This is a genomic window from Glycomyces sp. NPDC050141 (assembly GCF_055586545.1).
Genome location: NZ_JBVJHZ010000007.1, coordinates 49018 through 65898 on the forward strand (window position 1 = coordinate 49018; position 16881 = coordinate 65898).

Sequence of the window (16881 nt, forward strand, 5' to 3'; positions counted from 1 at the left end):
GGGGCGACCGGTGAACCGGTCGCCCCGACTTCGTAGTACATGACATATGACGCAGTACAGAGCGCTGGAGCAGGGCCACTTCGGTGCCGCCGCCGGAGCGAAGCCGCGCTCGAAGAGTGCCCGGCCGTCGCTCGGCCAGCGGCACCGATCAAGCCGAGTCGCGGACGATCAGCTCGGTCGGAAGGATCATCGGTTCGACTTCCTCGTCCTCGAGCAGCGCGAGGAGGAGGCGGACGGTCTCCTCGGCGACCTTCGCGAGCGGCTGGCGGACCGTGGTGAGGGCCGGGCGGGTGGCCGAGGCGATCGCCGAGTCGTCGAAACCGCCGACGGCGACGTCCTCGGGCACCCGGCGGCCGGCCGCGTGCAGCGCCTGCAGCGCACCGGCGGCCATGAGGTCCGAGGCGACGAACACCGCGTCGAGGTCCGGCACGTTCTGGAGCAGCCGGTGCATGGCGGCCTCGCCGCCCGCCTGCGTGTAGTCGCTGTGCACGACCATCTGCTTCCCGGCCTTGCGGCCGAGGACGCTCGTGAAGCCCTCCAGGCGGAGCGAGCCGCCGGGTGTGTCGAGCGGGCCGGTGATCATGCCGATCTTCCGGCGCCCCTGCTCGACCAGGTACTCGGCCATGGCACGGGCGCCGCCGCGCTCATCGGCTGCGGCGTACGGGATCACCGATTCGCGGCCGAGGACCGCGCCGAGGGCGACGGCGGGCACGCCCGCCCGCTCGATCTCGTCGAGCAGCGGGTCGCCCGCGTGGGTGGAGATGAGCAGCGCGCCGTCGGCGTGGCCGCCGCGCAGGTACCGGGCCACCCGGTCGCGGCCGCCGTCGTCGCCCGCGATCATGAGCACCAGCGACATGTCGCGGTCGGCGAGCTGGTTGGTGGCCACGCGCATGAGCACCGAGAAGTTCGGGTCCTCGAACAGCCGCTCCTGCGGCTCCGAGAGCACCATGACGATCGAGCCGGTCCGGCTGGTCTTCAGGCTCCGCGCCGCCCGGTTCACCACGTAACCGGTCTCGGCGACCGCACGGCGCACCGCCGCCTCGGCCGACAGCGACACGTTCGCCTTGCCGTTGAGGACGCGGGAGACGGTACCGCGCGAGACGCCCGAGGCCTCGGCCACGTCGTGGATCGTCGGTCGTTTCCGTGTCAAGATGCTCAGCTCTCCCTTGTGTCTCACTCGATTATCGCCCGCCCCGGCCATCGGCTCGGCCCGGGCGGGGTGCGGGGAGGCCGCCCAAGGGGACGGCGGCCTCTCCGCGGCTTCCGCGCTCTGCGCCGAAGCGGCCGCACCGCAGGGGTGTCACCCGCCGCCGAGCGCCCGCAGTGACGAAAGCGCGTTCCCTTCGAAATCGAACAGCGCCTGGTTGGCCCACGAGCTGCCGTGCTCGTCGACCACGTCGTCGCCGTACTCCATCCCGGCCCGCGAGGCCCAGGTGGTGCCGTCCACCGGCAGCCACGCGGGCTCCCAGTAGACGATCCCGAGGCCGCGCCCGCCGGGCACGTCGTCCACAGTGGTGTACAGGTCGCGCAGGTACGCGGCCTGGCCCTCCGGCGAGGCCGGGTAGCCGCCCGTCTCGGCCAGCCCCAGCTGGAACACCTGGTGGTGCCCGGCCGGGGACTCGCCGGTCCACGCGTACGCGGTCTCGACCACCACGAGGTCCTTGCCGTACCGGTCGGCGAGGTCGTTCAGGTTGGCGCCCAGGTCCTTCAGGGTCCCGTGCCAGTACGGGTAGTAGGACAGGCCGATCACGTCGAAGTCGAGGCCGCGCGCGGTCGCCTGGTCGAACCAGCCGCGGTACAGCTCGTTCGCGCCGCCGAAGTCGAGGTGGATCATCACCCGCGCCTCGCCCGCTTCGCGCACTGCCGCAACGCCCGCCGCAAGGAGCCCGGCGAGGCGGTCGAACGCCTCAGGGTCTTCGCGTTCGAAGCGCCGTTCGGCGTCGATGAACTTCGGGGTCCGGCCTTCGGGCCAGAGCATGCCGTTGGTGATCTCGTTGCCGACCTGCACCATGTCGGGCGACGCGCCGGCCGCCGCGAGGGCCGCGAGCACGTCGGAGGTCCAGTCGCGCACGCGCGCTTCGAGCTCGGCGCCTTCGAGGCCGCGCCACGCCTTGGGCGTGGACTGCTTCTTCGGGTCCGTCCAGAAGTCCGAGTAGTGCAGGTCGAGCAGGACCTGGTGGCCCGCCGCCTTGGCGCGGCGGGCCAGCGCGACGGTGGTCGCGAGGTCGTTGGTGCCGCCCATGTAAGGATCGCCGGCGTCGTCGCGCGGGTCGACCCACAGGCGCAGGCGGATCCAGTTGACGCCTTGCGCGGCGAGCAGTCCGAACAGGTCGTGCTCGGTGCCGTCGGCGCGGAAGACCGCGCCGCGCTGTTCGATCTCGGCGGTCATGGAGACGTCGGCGCCTCGGATGGGCAAGAGCATCAGTTTCCTTACCCCTTCTCGGCGCCCGCGGCGGCCCCGGTGACGAGGTAGCGCTGCAGGACGATGTAGAGGATGGTGATCGGCAGGGCGAGCACGACGGCGCCCGCGGCGAACGTCGTGTACGAGTTGGCGTACTCGGAGCTGATCATGTTGAACAGGCCGAGGGCCACGGTCTGCTTGTCCGCGCTCTGCAGCACCAGGCGCGGCAGGATGAAGTCCATCCACGGCAGCGTGAACTGCGTGATCGCCACGAAGGTGAGCATGGGGCGCATGAGCGGCAGGATGATGCGCACGAAGATCGTCAGGCGCCCGGCGCCGTCGATCGCGGCGGCCTCGTCGAGGCTCGCGGGCAGGTTGTCCGTGTAGCCCTTCATGAGCCAGATGTTGTACGGCAGCGCCCCGGCGATGCTCACGAGCGCGAGGCCGGTGAGCGAGTCGAGCAGGCCGAAGTTCAGGAAGAGCATGTAGACGGCGATGGCGGCCAGGAAGGCCGGGAACATCTGCAGGATGAGGATGCTCAGCAGGCCCGCCTTGCGGCCCTTGAACTTGACGCGGGAGAACACGTAGCCGCAGATCGCGGCGAGCACGACCGAGCCGATCATGTTGACCACGGCGACGAAGAGCGAGTTGAGGTACCAGCGGCCGTACGAGGTCTCGGTGAACAGGTCCACGTAGTGGGCCATGGTCGCACTCGAAGGGAACGGCGAGACCTCGCCGAGGCCGTCGCCGGGGCTCACGGACGCGCCGACGACCCACAGGAGCGGGAAGATGACGATCGCGGCGACGACGAGCAGCTCGAGGTGGATGAGGACCGTGGAGAGGCCCTCGCCGCGGGGCTTGCGGCGGCGGCGCGGGGCGGCCTTGGTGGCCGGGCGTTCGGCAAGTTGCGTAGTCATGGTCAGAGCTCCCGGATCGCCTTGGAGCGGTTGAGGTTCCACACGGAGATCGTGCCGACGATGAGGAAGATGAAGAGGCTCATCACGGCGCCGATGTTGTACAGCTGGGTCTCGAACGTGAGCTTGAACAGCCAGGTGACGAGCAGGTCGGTGCTGCCCGCGAACCGGTAGTCCGCGTTGTCGGGCCCGCCTTCGGTGAGGAAGTAGACCACGCCGAAGTTGTTGAAGCTGGACACGAACGAGAGGATGAGCAGCGGCGCGACGGTCTTGTGGACCACCGGCAGGGTGATGTGGCGCAGCTGCTGGAAGGCGCTGGCGCCGTCCATGCGGGCGGCCTCGTAGTAGCTGGCGTCGATGTTGGTGAGCACGCCGCCGACGAGGGCCATGAAGAACGGGAAGGTGAGCCACAGGTTGATGAGGAGCACTACGGCGCGGGCGAGGTTCGGGTTGGAGGCGTCGGTGAACCAGTAGATGCGCTCGTCGGTGAGGCCGACGTCGACCAGCCACTGGCTGATGGGCCCGAACTGGCCGTTGAACATGGAGCGGAACACCAGGGCCGAGACGATCGCGGGGACCGCCCACGGCAGGAGGAACACCGAGCGCCACACGCGCGGGAACTTGACGCGCTTGTTCGCCAGGAGCACGGCCTGGAAGAAGCCGAGCGCGTAGGAGGCGACGGTGGTGATGAGCGCGAACACGAAGGTCCAGGCGAGGACGCCGAGGAACGTGTTCGTCCAGGCGGAGCCGGAGAGGATCGCGCCGAAGTTGTCGAAGCCCACCCATTCGACGAGGTTCTTGGGGGGCAGGTTGTCGCGGTTGTAGTTGGTGAACGCGACGAGGATGACGAACAGGACCGGCAGGACGGACATGAACACGACGAGCACGAGGCCCGGCGAGAGCATGATGTACGCGAAGGCGCTGTCCCACAGGCGGCGGGCGTAGGCCGCGGAGGACTCGCGGGGGCCGCCCGCGTTGAGCGTCGCGCGGTAGGCGGCGGCGTCGCGGATGCCCCAGATCCAGATGATCGCCAGGAGGGCGAGGACGAGCAGCGCGATGAGGCCGCTGGCCAGGAGGGTGACGGAGTTGTCGCCTTCGGACAGGCCCGTCACGGTCATCTGGCGCGGCTGGGTGCCGAGGGTGAACAGGCCCCACAGGCCCTGGATGAAGAACCCGCCGTTGCTGCGCGGCGTGAAGTCCATTCCGGCGTAGTAGTTGCCGGAGGCGATCTCCCAGCCGACCAGGCCTGCGAAGAACGCGAAGAAGAAGACGGCTTTGCCCGCCTGGCGGTTGATCAGCTGCCCGGCCCCCCACACCAGTGCCGAGGCGAGGCCCGGCACCAGTGCGGGGAGCTTGCTGCTTGGAGCGTTGCTCATCGTGCAGTCAGTCCTAGTTGTCCTAGAGTCCGTGCAGCTCGTTGTAGGTGTCGACGGCCTTGGTCTGGGCGTCGGCGGAGGAGCTCAGCTTGTCCCACACGTCGACGGCGAGGGCGTTGCCGACCTCCCAGAAGTACTCGGGGACCTGCGGGATGAGGTCGGCCTGGGCGGACTGCTCGACGATGCCGGCGACGTGCGGGTCCTCCGAGAGGCCTTCGATGCCCGCGAGCAGGTCGGCGTTGAGGGCCGGGATCTGGCCGGTGGTCGCGTAGAGGACCGCGGCGCCCTTGTCGGAGGCGAGGAAGTTCGCGAAGACGCGCGCGGCGGCCGGGTAGTCGGTGTGCCCGGAGACGACGGCGGTGTGCATGCCCGCGAAGGACGAGGCGGGTTCGCCGCCCGCGACGCTCGGCAGGACGGTAACGCCGTACTCGAAGCCGTTGGCCTCGGCGCCCGCGTCGGCGTCGGCGAAGGCCCAGGGGCCGTTGATCGCGTAGGGGACGGTGCCGGCGGAGAACTCCTGGCGGATGTTCTCCTCGGTGGCGTCGGCGGCCGGGACGTCGAAGATCTCGCGCAGGCCCGCGTAGTAGTCGAGGGCGGCGATGAGCTTCGGGTCGTCGAAGTTCGGCTTGGCCGGGTCGAGGTCGGGGTAGAGCTGCCAGCCGGTCGCCGAGAGGATCGAGTAGGCGTGGTAGATCTCGCCGGGCGTGAACTGGACGGTCCACTGGTTCTTCGACGCGTCGTTGTACTCGGCGGCGAGGGTCTTGATCTCCTCCCAGGTGGTGGCCGGGGCGTCGGAGCCGGTGAGCTGCTTGAGGAGGGTCTTGTTGTAGAACAGCGCGATCGACTCGGTGGTGATCGGCACGGCGTGCATCGAGTTGTCCTCGCCGCCGGAGACGACGCCGGTGAAGGTCTCGCTCATGCGGCTCTTGAGGACGGCGTCGTACTCGCCGAGGGGGGCGGCCACGCCCTGGTCGATGGCGCGGGAGAGCTGGTCGTAGAAGGACATGTAGACGTCCGCGCCCTTGCCGGCCTCGGCGGCGGTCGTCATCTTCTCGACGGCGTCGTTCTTGGGGACGAGTTCGTACTCGACCTTGACACCCGGGAACTGCTCGGTGAAGGCGGCGATGGCGGCTTCGGCTTCGTAGTCGGTCTCGAACCAGACCTTGAGGGCCTTCTTGCCGGAGGCGATGTCCTCTTCCATCACGTACTGCTGGGCGTCGGCGTCCCACTCGATGCCGCCGCTCTCGGTCTTGGCGTCCTCTTCGGGGCTGCCGCAGGCGGCGAGTGTCCCGGCCGCGGCGACGCCGCCGCCGAGGGCGAGGAGGTTGCGGCGGTTGAGTGAGGGTCCCGCGTGAGCACCTTTGCTGCGCATGTCAAGTCCTTGTCTCGGTAAGTGAGGGGCCAGGTCGGCGCTGGGCGTATGAAGCGCGCCACCGGGCTGTGAACGTTTACACGAATCTAGCGACTCAGATCCCAGTTAGCAACCAAGTTTTGCGCCACTTGTCCGCTTTTTGGTTAAATATTCTTCATGAAACGATCACAATTTTGAAACGGCCCTCGACATAACCTCAGGTTGCGCGATCGCTAGGCGTCGAGTACTGTGCACGTTCACAGGCATTGATGCAAGGAACCTCACAGGAGACACGGTGCAGACCATTCGCTACGGAGGCGACTACAACCCCGAACAGTGGCCCGAGGAGGTCTGGCACGAGGACGTCCGCCTCATGCGCGAGGCGGGAGTGAACCTCGTCAGCCTCGGGATCTTCAACTGGGGGATCATCGAGCCCGCCCCCGGCGAGTACGACTGGACCGGCCTCGACAAGGTCATCGGCCTGCTGCACGACAACGGCATCGGCGTCGACCTGGGCACCCCCACCTCGGCCCCGCCGTCCTGGTTCCGCCGCGCGCACCCCGAGACCCGCCTCGTCGACTTCGAGGGCCGCACCATGGCCTCGGGCTCGCGCCACGGCGTATGCCCCTCGCACCCGGTCTACAGCGACGCGTGCGCGTCGATCGTGGAACAGCTGGCGTCCCGCTACGGCAAGCACCCCGCCGTCGAGATGTGGCACCTGCACAACGAGTACGGCTGGGCCAACGTCCAGTGCTACTGCGACGAGTCCGCCGCGCACTTCCGCCGCTGGCTCGCCGACAAGTACGGCGACGTGGACGCGCTCAACGAGGCCTGGGGCACCGCCTTCTGGGGCCTTACGTACCGCGACTTCGACCAGGTCGAGGCCCCCGCGCTCGCCCCGCCCGGCGTCAACCCCGCCCTGCAGCTGGACTGGATGCGCTTCTCCAACGACGCGCACATCGCCAACTACCGCCTCCAGCGCGACATCATCGCCAAGCACTCCGAGGCCCCGGCGACCACGAACTTCATGGTGCCCAACTGCAAGGACATGGACTACTTCCGCTGGGCCGAGCACGTGGACGTCGTCTCCAACAACCACTACCTGATCGCCGAGCGCGAGGAGCACGAGATCGAGCTCGCCATGAGCGCCGACCTCACCCGCGCCGTCGCGGGCGGCCCGTGGATGATCATGGAGCACTCCACCTCCGCGGTGAACTGGCAGCCGCGCAACATCGCCAAGACCCCCGGCGAGCTGCGCCGCAACTCCCTCTCGCACGTCGCACGCGGCGCCGACGGACTCATGTTCTTCCAGTGGCGGGCCTCCCGCGCCGGGTCCGAGAAGTTCCACTCGGCGATGCTCCCCCACGGCGGCACCGACACCCAGGTGTGGCGCGACGTCGTCGCCCTCGGCAGCGACCTCGACAAACTCTCCACTGTGGTGGGTTCTGACGTGCACGCCGACGTCGCGGTCCTGTGGGACTGGGAGTCCTGGTGGGCCCTCGAACTCGAATGGCGCCCTTCGGTGGAGCTGGAGTTCCGCGAGCGCGTCGAGGCCTACTACAGGTCGCTGTGGAAGCAGCACATCACCGTGGACTTCGCGCACCCCGAGGCCGACCTGGGCCGCTACAAGGCCGTGATCGCGCCGTCCTCGTACCTGCTCACCGCCGCCGCGGCGAAGAACCTGCGCGGGTACGTCGAAGGCGGCGGGCAGCTGCTCGTCTCCTACTTCTCCGGGATCGTCGACGAGCACGACACCGTCCACCCCGGCGCGCACGCCGCCGTGCTGCGCGAGACGCTCGGCCTGTGGGTCGAGGAGTTCCACCCGGTGCACGAGGGCACCCGGCTCGCCCTCACCTCGGGTGCGGGCGGCCGCATCTGGTCCGAGCACGTGCGCCTCGACGGCGCCGAGGCCCTGGCCGCGTTCGCGGACGGGCCCGATGCGGGCCGCCCGGCGATCACCCGCCACCGGGTCGGCTCCGGCTCGGCCTGGTACGCGGCGACGGCCCTCGACCACGAGACCGGTCTGAGCGAGCTCCTCGCCGAAGTGCTCGACGCCGCCGGTGTCGAACGGCCCCAAGGGCTCCCCGACGGGCTCGAGGCGGTCCGCCGCGGCCCCTTCAGTTTCCTGATCAACCACACCGGTCAGGACCAGCACGTCCCGGACCTCCGGGGCACTGACGCCCTCACCGGCGCCGCCTACGCGGACGGCGTCCCGGTACCCGCCGGAGCGGTCGTCATCGTCGCGAGCGCCTAGGCGCTGCAACCCTTCCCACAAGTCTCTACCTCACAAGGACGTGATCTCGCAATGAAGCGAAGGACAGCCCTCACCACCGCCGCCGCGGCCCTCGCCGCGCCGGCCCTGGCCCTCGGCGCGGCCGAGTCCGCCCAGGCCCAGACCGCGTTCGCGCGCGGCGCCGACATCTCCAGCCTCGCCAAGTCCGAAGCCAAGGGCGGCGTGTACATGTGGGCCGACGGCTGGCAGGAGGACGCCATCTGGATCCTCCAGAAGAGCGGCGTCAACTGGATCCGCCTGAAGGTCTGGGTCAACCCGGCCGACGGCTACAACAACAAGACCCACGTCGTCAACGTCGCCAAGCGCGCCCGCGCGGCCGGGATGAACGTGCTCGTCGACTTCCACTACACCGACACCTGGGCCGACCCGGGCGCGCAGACCAAGCCCGCGGCCTGGGCGAACTACAGTGTCGCGCAGTTGAAGACCGCGATCTACAACCACACCGCCGACGTCCTCGGCGCCATGAACGCCGCGGGTGCGGCCCCGCAGATGGTGCAGGTCGGCAACGAGCTCAACGCCGGGATGCTGTGGCCCACCGGCCGCTACGACCAGCTCGACAACCTCGCGCAGTTCCTCATCTCGGGCGTCAACGCCGTCCGCGCGACGGTGCCCGCCGCGAAGGTCATGCTGCACCTCGCCGAGGGCGGCAACAACTCGGTGTTCCGCTGGTTCTTCGACGCCATGCAGGCCCGCGGCGTCTCCTGGGACACCATCGGTGCCTCGTACTACCCGTACTGGCACGGCTCCCTCTCGGGGCTCCAGACGAACCTCAACGACATGGCCTCGCGCTACGGCAAGCCCGTGTACGTGGTCGAGACCGCGTACCCGTTCAACCCCGGCGACCGGGACGGGTTCGGCAACATCATCAGCGCCGCAACCCCCGTCGCGGGCTACCCGGCGAGCTACACGGGCCAGTCGAACATGCTCACCGCGATCGCCAACGTCGTGAAGGCCGTGCCGAACGGCCGGGGCGCGGGCGTGTTCTGGTGGGAGGCCACCTGGACCGCGGTGGCGGGCAACGGCTGGGACCCGTACGACGCGAACAGCAAGAACGGCTGGGAGAACCAGGCGCTGTTCGACTTCGCGTGGAAGGCCACCCCGGCGCTGAAGACCCTCGGCACCCTGTAGAGCCACACCCCTAGGCTGGCCGGTCCCGCGACGCGCTGCCTTTACAAGGCACCGCCCCGGACCGGCCCGCCGATCCCCTCCCTCAAGAAAGCGAACCGCATGAAGCGCAGAACCGCCCTCACCGCCGCCGGAGCCGGCGTCCTCGCCGTCGGCGCGGCCGCCGCCGCGACCCCCGCCCTCGCCGAATCGCTCAGCGGCGGCCGCCCCTCCAAGCAGGGGTTCGTCCGCGGCGCCGACATCTCGGGCCTGATCAAGAACGAGGACTTCGGGGCGGTCTACCGCCGCGCCGACGGCCGCCGGGGCGACGCCGTCAAGATCCTCGCCGAAAACGGCGTCAACTGCATCCGCGCCAAGGTGTGGGTCGACCCCGCCGACGGCTACAACACCAAGACGCAGGTCGTCGAACTCGGCAAGCGCGCCAAGCGCGCAGGGATGGACCTCCTGGTCGACTTCCACTACTCCGACACGTGGGCCGACCCTGGCAAGCAGTACAAGCCCGCGGCCTGGGCGGACCTCAGCTTCGCGGACCTGAAGACCGCGGTGTACGAGCACACCGCTGACGTCCTCGGCGCGCTCAAGGCGGCCGGGGTCAAGCCGGGCCTGGTGCAGATCGGCAACGAGACCAACGGCGGGCTCATCTGGCCCGACGGCCGCTGGGACCAGCTCGAGCAGATGGCCGAGCTCCTGACGGCCGGATGCGACGCGGTCGCCGACGTCCTCCCCAAGGCGCAGACCATCCTCCACCTCGCCGAAGGCGGCAACAGCGGCGCGTTCCAGTGGTTCTTCGACAACGCGGTCGCCAACGGCGTGCCGTTCCACGCGATCGGCGCCTCGTTCTACCCGTACTGGCACGGCGAGCTGAGCGGCCTCGCGGCGAACCTGAACGACCTCGCGACCCGGTACGGCAAGCCGCTGTACGTGGTCGAGACCGCGTACCCGTTCACCACTGAGGACTCGGACGGGTTCGGGAACATCATGACCGACCCCGAGCCCGTGGCGGGCTTCCCGTCGAGCCCGGAGAACCAGTCGTACTGGATCGAAGCCATCGCCGATGTCGTCAAGGCCGTCCCGGACGGGCTCGGCAAGGGCCTGTTCTGGTGGGAGGCGACCTGGACCGGCGTCGCGGGCGCGGGCTGGGACCCGGCCGACCCCGCGAGCGGGAACGGCTGGGAGAACCAGGCGCTGTTCGACTTCGACGGCAAGGCGCTCCCGGGGCTCAAGACCCTCGGCAGCCTGTAGCACCCCCATTGGACGGCCGTGCCGTCCGATCCGAAGCCGCCCACCGGGTCAAGACCGGGCGGCCCGGGATCGGGCGGCACGGCCTTTTCCATGACCAGATCGGTCCGGGGCCGGGCCCGATCGTGCCTGGCCGCAGGGCCTCCGCTCCGCGAGCATTGACCGTATGAGAACCGCGCTCTTCGTCATCGACGTCCAGGAATCCTTCCGCCAGCGCCCCATGTGGGCCCACATGTCCAACCCCGGCATCGTCGACAAGATCAACCCGCTCGTGGAGACCGCGCGCGCCAACGGCGACCTGGTGGTGTGGGTGCGCCACATCGAACCGGGCACGGACAACGTGTTCGACCCGGCGCTCGGGTTCGTGGAGTACCTGCCCGGGCTCAAGCCGTTCGCGGGCGAACCGGAGCTGTTCAAGACCTCGCACAACGCGTTCACCACGACCGGCGCCCAGCAGCTGCTCGTGCAGCACGGGGTCGGCGAGGTCGCCGTCACGGGCATCCGCACCGAGCAGTGCTGCGAGACGACGGCCCGGGTCGCCTCGGACCTCGGGTACGCGACGGTGTTCGTCACCGACGCGACGTCGACGAACCCGATCGAGCACCGCGACGCGCCGCAGGGGCGCGGCCTGGAGGAGATCCTGGCCGACCCGCGCACGCTGGGGACGGACGCGATCATCGAGCGGACCGAGTACGCGCTGGCGGGGCGGTTCGCGACGGTGACGGGGGTGGACGCGCTGGTGCGCGAGTGGCAGGATCGTGCTTCCGATCGCGACTGAGAGGTGAGGAGGCGCGGTGTCGGAGGTGGTCTTCCTGCTGGTGCCGAAGCTGCACCTGCTGGATCTGGCGGGTGCGGCGCAGGTCTTCTCGACTGCGGCGGACCTGTCGGTCGCGGCGGGCGCCGCCCCGGCGTACCGGTTGCGGTACATCGCGGAGGAGCCGGAAGTGCCTACGGCGCAAGGGCTCCCGGTGCGGGCCGAGACCGGGTGGCCGGAGCTCGACGCTGACGACCTGGTGATGGTGCCGGGCTGGCGGTCGCCGGGGACGGCGGGCGGGCCGAGGCTTTCGGAGACGCAGGCGCGGCACCTTTCGGAGCATCACCGGCGGGGCGGCACGGTCGCGAGCGTCTGCTCGGGCGCGTTCGCGCTCGGGCAGGCGGGCCTGCTCCACGGGCGCCGGTGCACGACGCACCATGACCTGCAGGACGAGCTCGCACGTCGTTTCCCTGAAGCCGCAGTAATACGTGACGTCCTATACACCGAGGACGACCGGGTGATCACGTCTGCGGGGATCGCCAGCGGCATCGACTTGGCGCTGCATTTGGTGGCGGTGCGGCACGGGCCCGCGATGGCGGCGCTGGTGGCGCGGGAGATGGTGGTCTTCGCCCGCCGCAATGGCGATGAGCCGCAGGCGAGTGCGATGCTGCGGCACCGCTCGCACCTGTCGGACGCGGTGCACCGGGTCCAGGACCGGATCGACGCCCACTACACGGAGCCGCTGCGGCTGCCGGTGCTAGCGGCCGGTTGCGGTGTCTCGCAGCGGACGCTGACGCGGCAGTTCGCGGAGGCGACGGGCTTGACGCCGTTGCGGTACCAGTCGGTGCTGCGGCTCGAGCGGGCCGAGCACCTGATCGGCCAGGGCGCCACGGTGGATTCGGCAGCGCGGGCGGTCGGGTTCGCCGACGCGAGGATGCTGCGGCGCCTGCGGGCGGGCGCCGCAGCGTGAACTGCGGGCGGTCGTCGTTAGAAGGCGTAGGGGCCGAATCGGCCCCAGGCGACGATCCCGGCGAGGATCAGGATGACGGCGTTGACGGCGATCGTGGAGTATTCGCCCTTGCGGAAGTGGTAGATCGCGGCGAGGACCATGATCAGACCGAGGCCGACGGCGGCGAGGGGTGTGAGGATCACCGCGATGCCGGTGAGGGCGGGCAGGATGAGGCCGAGCGCGGCGAGAACCTGCGAGATGCCGACGAGTTTGACCGCCGCGAGCGGGAAGTCGGACACCCAGGGGAAATTGGGGGCGAGCTTTTCCTTGGACTTGATGGCCTTCTGCGAGCCGGTGTAGAGGAATGCGGCGGCGAGCAGGCCTTGCAGGATCCAGAGGACGACGTTCATGGGGGCGATCTCCTTGTCGGTGCGCAGGGCGGCTCCGGAAGTGGAACGCCCTATCCGTTATTCGTCGGCCAGTGTAACAACCTAAGCGGATAGGGCATTCCACTTGGTTAGGATGTTCGGATGGAACCGAGCTCTGAGAGTGCCGTGTGCAAGCGCGTCCGACGGCTGCGCAGCGACGCCGAGCAGAACCGCGACCGGATCATCGAGGCCGCCCGGGCGGTCTACCGGCGCGAGGGGCTGAGTGCGTCGATGGCGAGCATCGCCCGCGCCGCCGGGGTCGGGATCGCGACCCTGTTCCGCCGGTTCCCCACCCGCATGGACCTGATCGCGGCGGTCTTCGAGGAGGCGCTGCGCCAATGCCGGGACGCCGCCGTGGCGGCGCGCGACGCGGAGGTCGCCTGGGAGGGCTTCCGGGACTTCGTGGAGACGGTGTGCGGGCTGCAGGCGGCCAACCGCGGATTCGCCGAGGTCCTGACCATGAACTACGGGGCGGTGAAGTCGCTCGAACGCCAGCGCCAGGAGACGTACCGGGCGTTCGCCGACCTGATCGCACGGGCGAAGCGGGAAGGGCGTCTGCGGGAGGACTTCTCCCCCGAGGACCTGCCGATCATCCTGATGGCCAACGCGGGCGTCCTGTCGGCGGTCGGCGACGCGGCGCCGGAGGCGTCGAAGCGGCTGGTGGGTCACCTGCTCAGGGCGTTCTCGGAGAGCGGCACCGAGCCGCTGCCGCCGTCACCGAGCCCGAAGGCCTTGATGCGCGGCATGGCCCGGCAGCGGCGGGCTGCGGAGTCCTGAAGGCGGCCGGTGCCATGTGACCGGTGATATGTCACATATCGCCGGGCCAAACCACGACAACGACCGAACGCGCCGCCGAGCGCCGCAGACGGGTTGCCTGGATGACCGACCACGGGCCGACGCTTCGGGAGCCCGGGTACACGGTTGCCGCCGCCTCCGGGTCGGCAATAGACTGGCGGAGTTTCGCGCGTCCGGCAGGCGGTGCGCCCGACCCCCCTCTGGTCGCCGAATCCGCGACCCCGGCCTCCCGTTCGACCACCCGGCCGCTCGGCCACGCATCCCCTTGAGAGGAACCGCCCGTGTTCGGCACCGTCGATCTGTGGACCTATGTCGTGGCCACCGTGCTCATCATCCTGCTGCCGGGGCCGAACTCGCTGTACGTGCTGTCGGTCGCCTCACGCAAGGGCCGCCGGGCGGGGTTCCAGGCCGCGACGGGGGTGTTCCTCGGCGACTCGGTGCTGATGGTGGCTTCGGCCGCGGGGCTCGCTTCGATGTTCGCCGCTTCGCCGGTGCTGTACAACCTGGTGCGCTGGGCGGGTGTCGCGTACTTGGCGTACCTCGCGTTCGGGCTCTTGCGCGGCGGCTGGAAGACCTGGCGTGCGGCGCGGCGGGGCGAGCCGCTGGAGGCGAAGGTCGTCCATGCGGGCGCGGCGAACGAGCGGCCGTTCGTGCGGGCGCTCATCGCGAGCCTGCTGAACCCGAAGGCGATCCTGTTCTTCGTCGCGTTCTTCGTACAGTTCGTGGACCCGTCGTACGCGTGGCCGGTGCTCAGCTACGGCGTCCTGTACGTGATCCTGCAGGTCTGCTCGATGGTGTACCTGTCGACGCTCATCGTCGCGGGCGACGGCCTGGCCCAGACCTTCCGCCGCCGCAGACGCCTCGCCGCCGCGGGCAACGGCGTCGTCGGCGCGGTCATGATCGCCTTCGCAGCAAAACTCGCCACCAGCTGACCGCACCTGCGCCCTGCGCGCATGCAGCCCCGCATCGCCGCTCCGCTCTCAACCGTTACGGCCAGCGCGGGACTTCCTGGCAGGGGTGCAGGTCGTCCTCGCCTTTGGCGTGGGAGTTCACTTGGGCCACTTCGGTGCCGAAGACGATGTAGTCGTGGAGCGAGGCGCGGAGCTCGTCGTCGGCGTCGCCGTGTTCGCTGACGGCGCGGTCGAAGAGTTCGATGAACCGGGCGCGCTGCTCATCGGTGATGGCGAGTCCGCGGTGGGCGTGGAGGAGCGTGCCGAAGCCGCCGAGTTCGTCGGTGTACCGGGAGGGGCCGCCGAAGACCTCCGCGAGGAACGCGGTGAGGTGGTCGACGTGGTGCGCCGCGCCCGCGCCGAACAGCGGTTGCAGGACGGGGTCCTTCAGCACCGAGCCGTAGAAGGCGTCGACGGTCTCGCGGAGGACGTCCTCGCCGCCGGCCCGCTCGTAGATGGTGGTGGTGTCGCCGTCGCTCATCGAGGTGTCCTTCCGTCAATTCGCTTTCGGAAACGCTTGGCGTCCAAGGGTTTCGGTCCACTCGAGCCTAGCCGGAGCCCGGTGGTATGTCACATAGCGGTGCGAGACGGCGGGCTCATCCGAGGCGTTTGAGACGCCGGAGGAGGTCGTCGGCGCCCTCGTGGTCGGGGTTCCACGACAATGCCTCCTGCAGGACCTCCTGGGCTTCCCGCGTCCGGCCCTCGCGTTTGAGTTCGCCGCCTTGGAGGAACGCCCGCTCCGCGAGGAGGTCGAGGACGCGGGGGTTCCCCGGGTTGTGGTGGTAGGCGCATTTGAGCCAGTTCTGCTGCCGCTCGTAGTCGTCGACGGTGGGCCGGTTCATGGCGGCGGCGATATGGACCTCGATCACCTCGTCGAAGAGTTCCGGGTCGGTGCCGTCGCGTTCCCAGGCCCGGTGCGCGAGCCGGACGGCCTCTTCGGGGCGGCCCGCGTCGATCTGCTTCCGGGCGGCCCCTCGCAGCAGGACCGCCTTCGACGGGGTGGGCCGGGCGGGGGTCGCCGGTGCGGCCGGGGGTTCCTCCACGACGGGAGCGGGCGTGGCCGGGTCGTCGGCCGGGGCGGGTTCGGTCGCTCCATCACGGCCGGAACGGATGCGGCCGAGCAGTTCCTCGGCCGCGGCGATCACCGCCAGCGCCTCCTTCTCCGCTTCGTCGGGGCGCCCTTCGGCGAGGAGGCTCGACGCGGCGGTCAGTCCGGTCACGGTAGCCGGGGTGTCGGCCACCGTGACGAGGGGTGCTTGGAGCCGGAGCGGGATGCGCTGCGGCGCAACGGCGGTGGCCGTAGACCAGTCGGCTGATCGGTCCTCTTCGGCGGCGCTCCGCGAGGCGTGGCTGAGCGCGCCGAGCGCGAGGGCCCGCGCCGAGGCGACCGCGACCGGCAGGCCCCGGCCCGCGGCGGTCTCGGCCACGATCGGGAGGCACACAGTCCCTCCATAGAGGAGTATCTGCCGCACCTCGCCCCAGTCCGTGTCCGCTTCCTCCAGCAGCGTGTCGAGCCGGGACATCGCCCCCGACGCGAGCTCGGCCGCCATCTGGTTGAACGCCTCGACGGTGAACCGGTCGGCCCGCAGCCGCCTGCCGATGTCGGGCAAGGCGATCCGGGTGCGGCCCGCCGACAGGCCCTCCTTGATGTCCTCCGCCGATTCGCGGAGTCGGCGCCAGGCGGCCTCGCCGCGCGGCGGTGCGTCGCCCTGGTCGCGGCCGGTGTCGAGATACCACCGCATCACTCGTTCGTCCAGTGTGGCCCCGCTGCCCTCGGCCGTGCCCCCGTACCCGAGGGCCCGGTAGCGGTGCCGGGTAGCTTCGACCAGGCCGAACTCGCATCCGCTGTAGCCCATGCCGAAGGCCGCGATCAGCCCGTCGGCCTTGCCGACGGTGTGGCCGATGACGGTGGCGAGCGTGTCGTTCAGGAGGCTCACCTCCCCCAGGCCCGCGGCGGCAGCGGCCCGCAGCAGGGCGGTCCGCTGCCGCGACTCGAAGCGGGCGGGCACGGCGATCACGGTGTGCCGCAGGGGCAGCGCGGTAGCGTCGCCGACGCGGTCGCGCAGCTCCCCCAGGGCGCGGGCGAACCGCGCCTCGGGGTCGTCCGGGCAGTCGTCGGGTCGGCCGAGGCGGCTCTTCCAGGTCGGAAAGGCCGCCGCGGCGTCGGGCCCGCCGGGCGCTTCGTAAGCGAGCCAAGGCCACTGCGCGCCTTTCAGCTCGATGAAACCCTCGGCTCCGCCGTGCGGGCCGAACGCGGCCCGCACGCCGGTGCCGCCCAGATCGATCCCGAGGTCGACGCTCGCCAC

15 protein-coding genes are annotated in these 16881 nt (G+C 70.1%); 7 read left to right on the top strand and 8 right to left on the bottom strand.

Translation table 11 applies throughout. From position 1 onward, the window contains the following. Nucleotides 1-148 precede the first annotated feature (148 nt). The 5 genes from ACZ60M_RS06455 to ACZ60M_RS06475 all read right to left on the bottom strand — a co-directional run bounded on the left by ACZ60M_RS06455 (nucleotide 149) and on the right by ACZ60M_RS06475 (nucleotide 6063). Nucleotides 149-1201: a LacI family DNA-binding transcriptional regulator gene (locus tag ACZ60M_RS06455; protein ID WP_465415333.1), complete on the bottom strand. Its 1053-nt coding sequence runs from the start codon at nucleotides 1199-1201 to the stop codon at nucleotides 149-151. A gap of 99 nt (nucleotides 1202-1300) precedes the next feature. Continuing rightward, the gene (locus ACZ60M_RS06460; protein ID WP_465415335.1) at nucleotides 1301-2422 is read right to left on the bottom strand and encodes a glycoside hydrolase family 53 protein; all 1122 of its coding nucleotides are present in this window, start codon (nucleotides 2420-2422) and stop codon (nucleotides 1301-1303) included. A gap of 8 nt (nucleotides 2423-2430) precedes the next feature. Continuing rightward, entirely contained in the window at nucleotides 2431-3318 is an 888-nt protein-coding gene (locus ACZ60M_RS06465) for a sugar ABC transporter permease (RefSeq protein WP_465415337.1), read from the bottom strand. 2 nt (nucleotides 3319-3320) lie between these two features. Beyond that, nucleotides 3321-4691, bottom strand: a complete 1371-nt coding sequence (locus tag ACZ60M_RS06470) for a carbohydrate ABC transporter permease (RefSeq protein ID WP_465415339.1) — start codon at nucleotides 4689-4691, stop codon at nucleotides 3321-3323. A gap of 22 nt (nucleotides 4692-4713) precedes the next feature. Then, nucleotides 4714-6063: an extracellular solute-binding protein gene (locus ACZ60M_RS06475; RefSeq protein WP_465415341.1), complete on the bottom strand. Its 1350-nt coding sequence runs from the start codon at nucleotides 6061-6063 to the stop codon at nucleotides 4714-4716. Between the two features lie 274 nt (nucleotides 6064-6337). Between ACZ60M_RS06475 and ACZ60M_RS06480 the strand changes: the two genes are divergently transcribed. From ACZ60M_RS06480 to ACZ60M_RS06500, 5 genes are all read left to right on the top strand, one after another. Next, nucleotides 6338-8296 carry a beta-galactosidase gene (locus ACZ60M_RS06480; protein ID WP_465415342.1) on the top strand — a complete coding sequence of 653 codons (1959 nt, stop codon included), beginning with the start codon at nucleotides 6338-6340 and terminating at the stop codon, nucleotides 8294-8296. Between the two features lie 51 nt (nucleotides 8297-8347). Beyond that, nucleotides 8348-9463 carry a glycoside hydrolase family 53 protein gene (locus ACZ60M_RS06485; RefSeq protein ID WP_465415344.1) on the top strand — a complete coding sequence of 372 codons (1116 nt, stop codon included), beginning with the start codon at nucleotides 8348-8350 and terminating at the stop codon, nucleotides 9461-9463. 99 nt (nucleotides 9464-9562) lie between these two features. After that, on the top strand, nucleotides 9563-10702 hold the full coding sequence (locus tag ACZ60M_RS06490; protein WP_465415346.1) for a glycoside hydrolase family 53 protein: 1140 nt from the start codon (nucleotides 9563-9565) through the stop codon (nucleotides 10700-10702). A gap of 163 nt (nucleotides 10703-10865) precedes the next feature. Next, a complete protein-coding gene (locus tag ACZ60M_RS06495; protein ID WP_465415347.1) occupies nucleotides 10866-11477 on the top strand; it encodes a cysteine hydrolase family protein in 612 nt (203 codons plus the stop codon). 16 nt (nucleotides 11478-11493) lie between these two features. After that, a complete protein-coding gene (locus ACZ60M_RS06500) occupies nucleotides 11494-12423 on the top strand; it encodes a GlxA family transcriptional regulator (RefSeq protein WP_465415349.1) in 930 nt (309 codons plus the stop codon). A gap of 17 nt (nucleotides 12424-12440) precedes the next feature. On the opposite strand, the gene ACZ60M_RS06505 is transcribed toward ACZ60M_RS06500, so the two are convergent. Continuing rightward, nucleotides 12441-12812 (bottom strand): DoxX family protein, encoded by a 372-nt coding sequence (locus tag ACZ60M_RS06505; RefSeq protein WP_465415351.1) that lies wholly within the window; start codon nucleotides 12810-12812, stop codon nucleotides 12441-12443. A gap of 120 nt (nucleotides 12813-12932) precedes the next feature. Between ACZ60M_RS06505 and ACZ60M_RS06510 the strand changes: the two genes are divergently transcribed. Further along, complete coding sequence (locus ACZ60M_RS06510; protein ID WP_465415352.1) at nucleotides 12933-13607, top strand: TetR/AcrR family transcriptional regulator; 675 nt, start codon at nucleotides 12933-12935, stop codon at nucleotides 13605-13607. A 299-nt stretch (nucleotides 13608-13906) separates the two neighbouring features. Then, a complete protein-coding gene (gene leuE / locus ACZ60M_RS06515) occupies nucleotides 13907-14557 on the top strand; it encodes a leucine efflux protein LeuE (RefSeq protein ID WP_465415354.1) in 651 nt (216 codons plus the stop codon). A 55-nt stretch (nucleotides 14558-14612) separates the two neighbouring features. Here the strand turns inward: leuE and ACZ60M_RS06520 are convergent, their stop codons facing one another. Together ACZ60M_RS06520 and ACZ60M_RS06525 are read right to left on the bottom strand one after the other, a co-directional pair. Then, nucleotides 14613-15056, bottom strand: a complete 444-nt coding sequence (locus ACZ60M_RS06520; RefSeq protein ID WP_465415356.1) for a group II truncated hemoglobin — start codon at nucleotides 15054-15056, stop codon at nucleotides 14613-14615. A 115-nt stretch (nucleotides 15057-15171) separates the two neighbouring features. Next, complete coding sequence (locus ACZ60M_RS06525; protein WP_465415358.1) at nucleotides 15172-16881, bottom strand: Hsp70 family protein; 1710 nt, start codon at nucleotides 16879-16881, stop codon at nucleotides 15172-15174.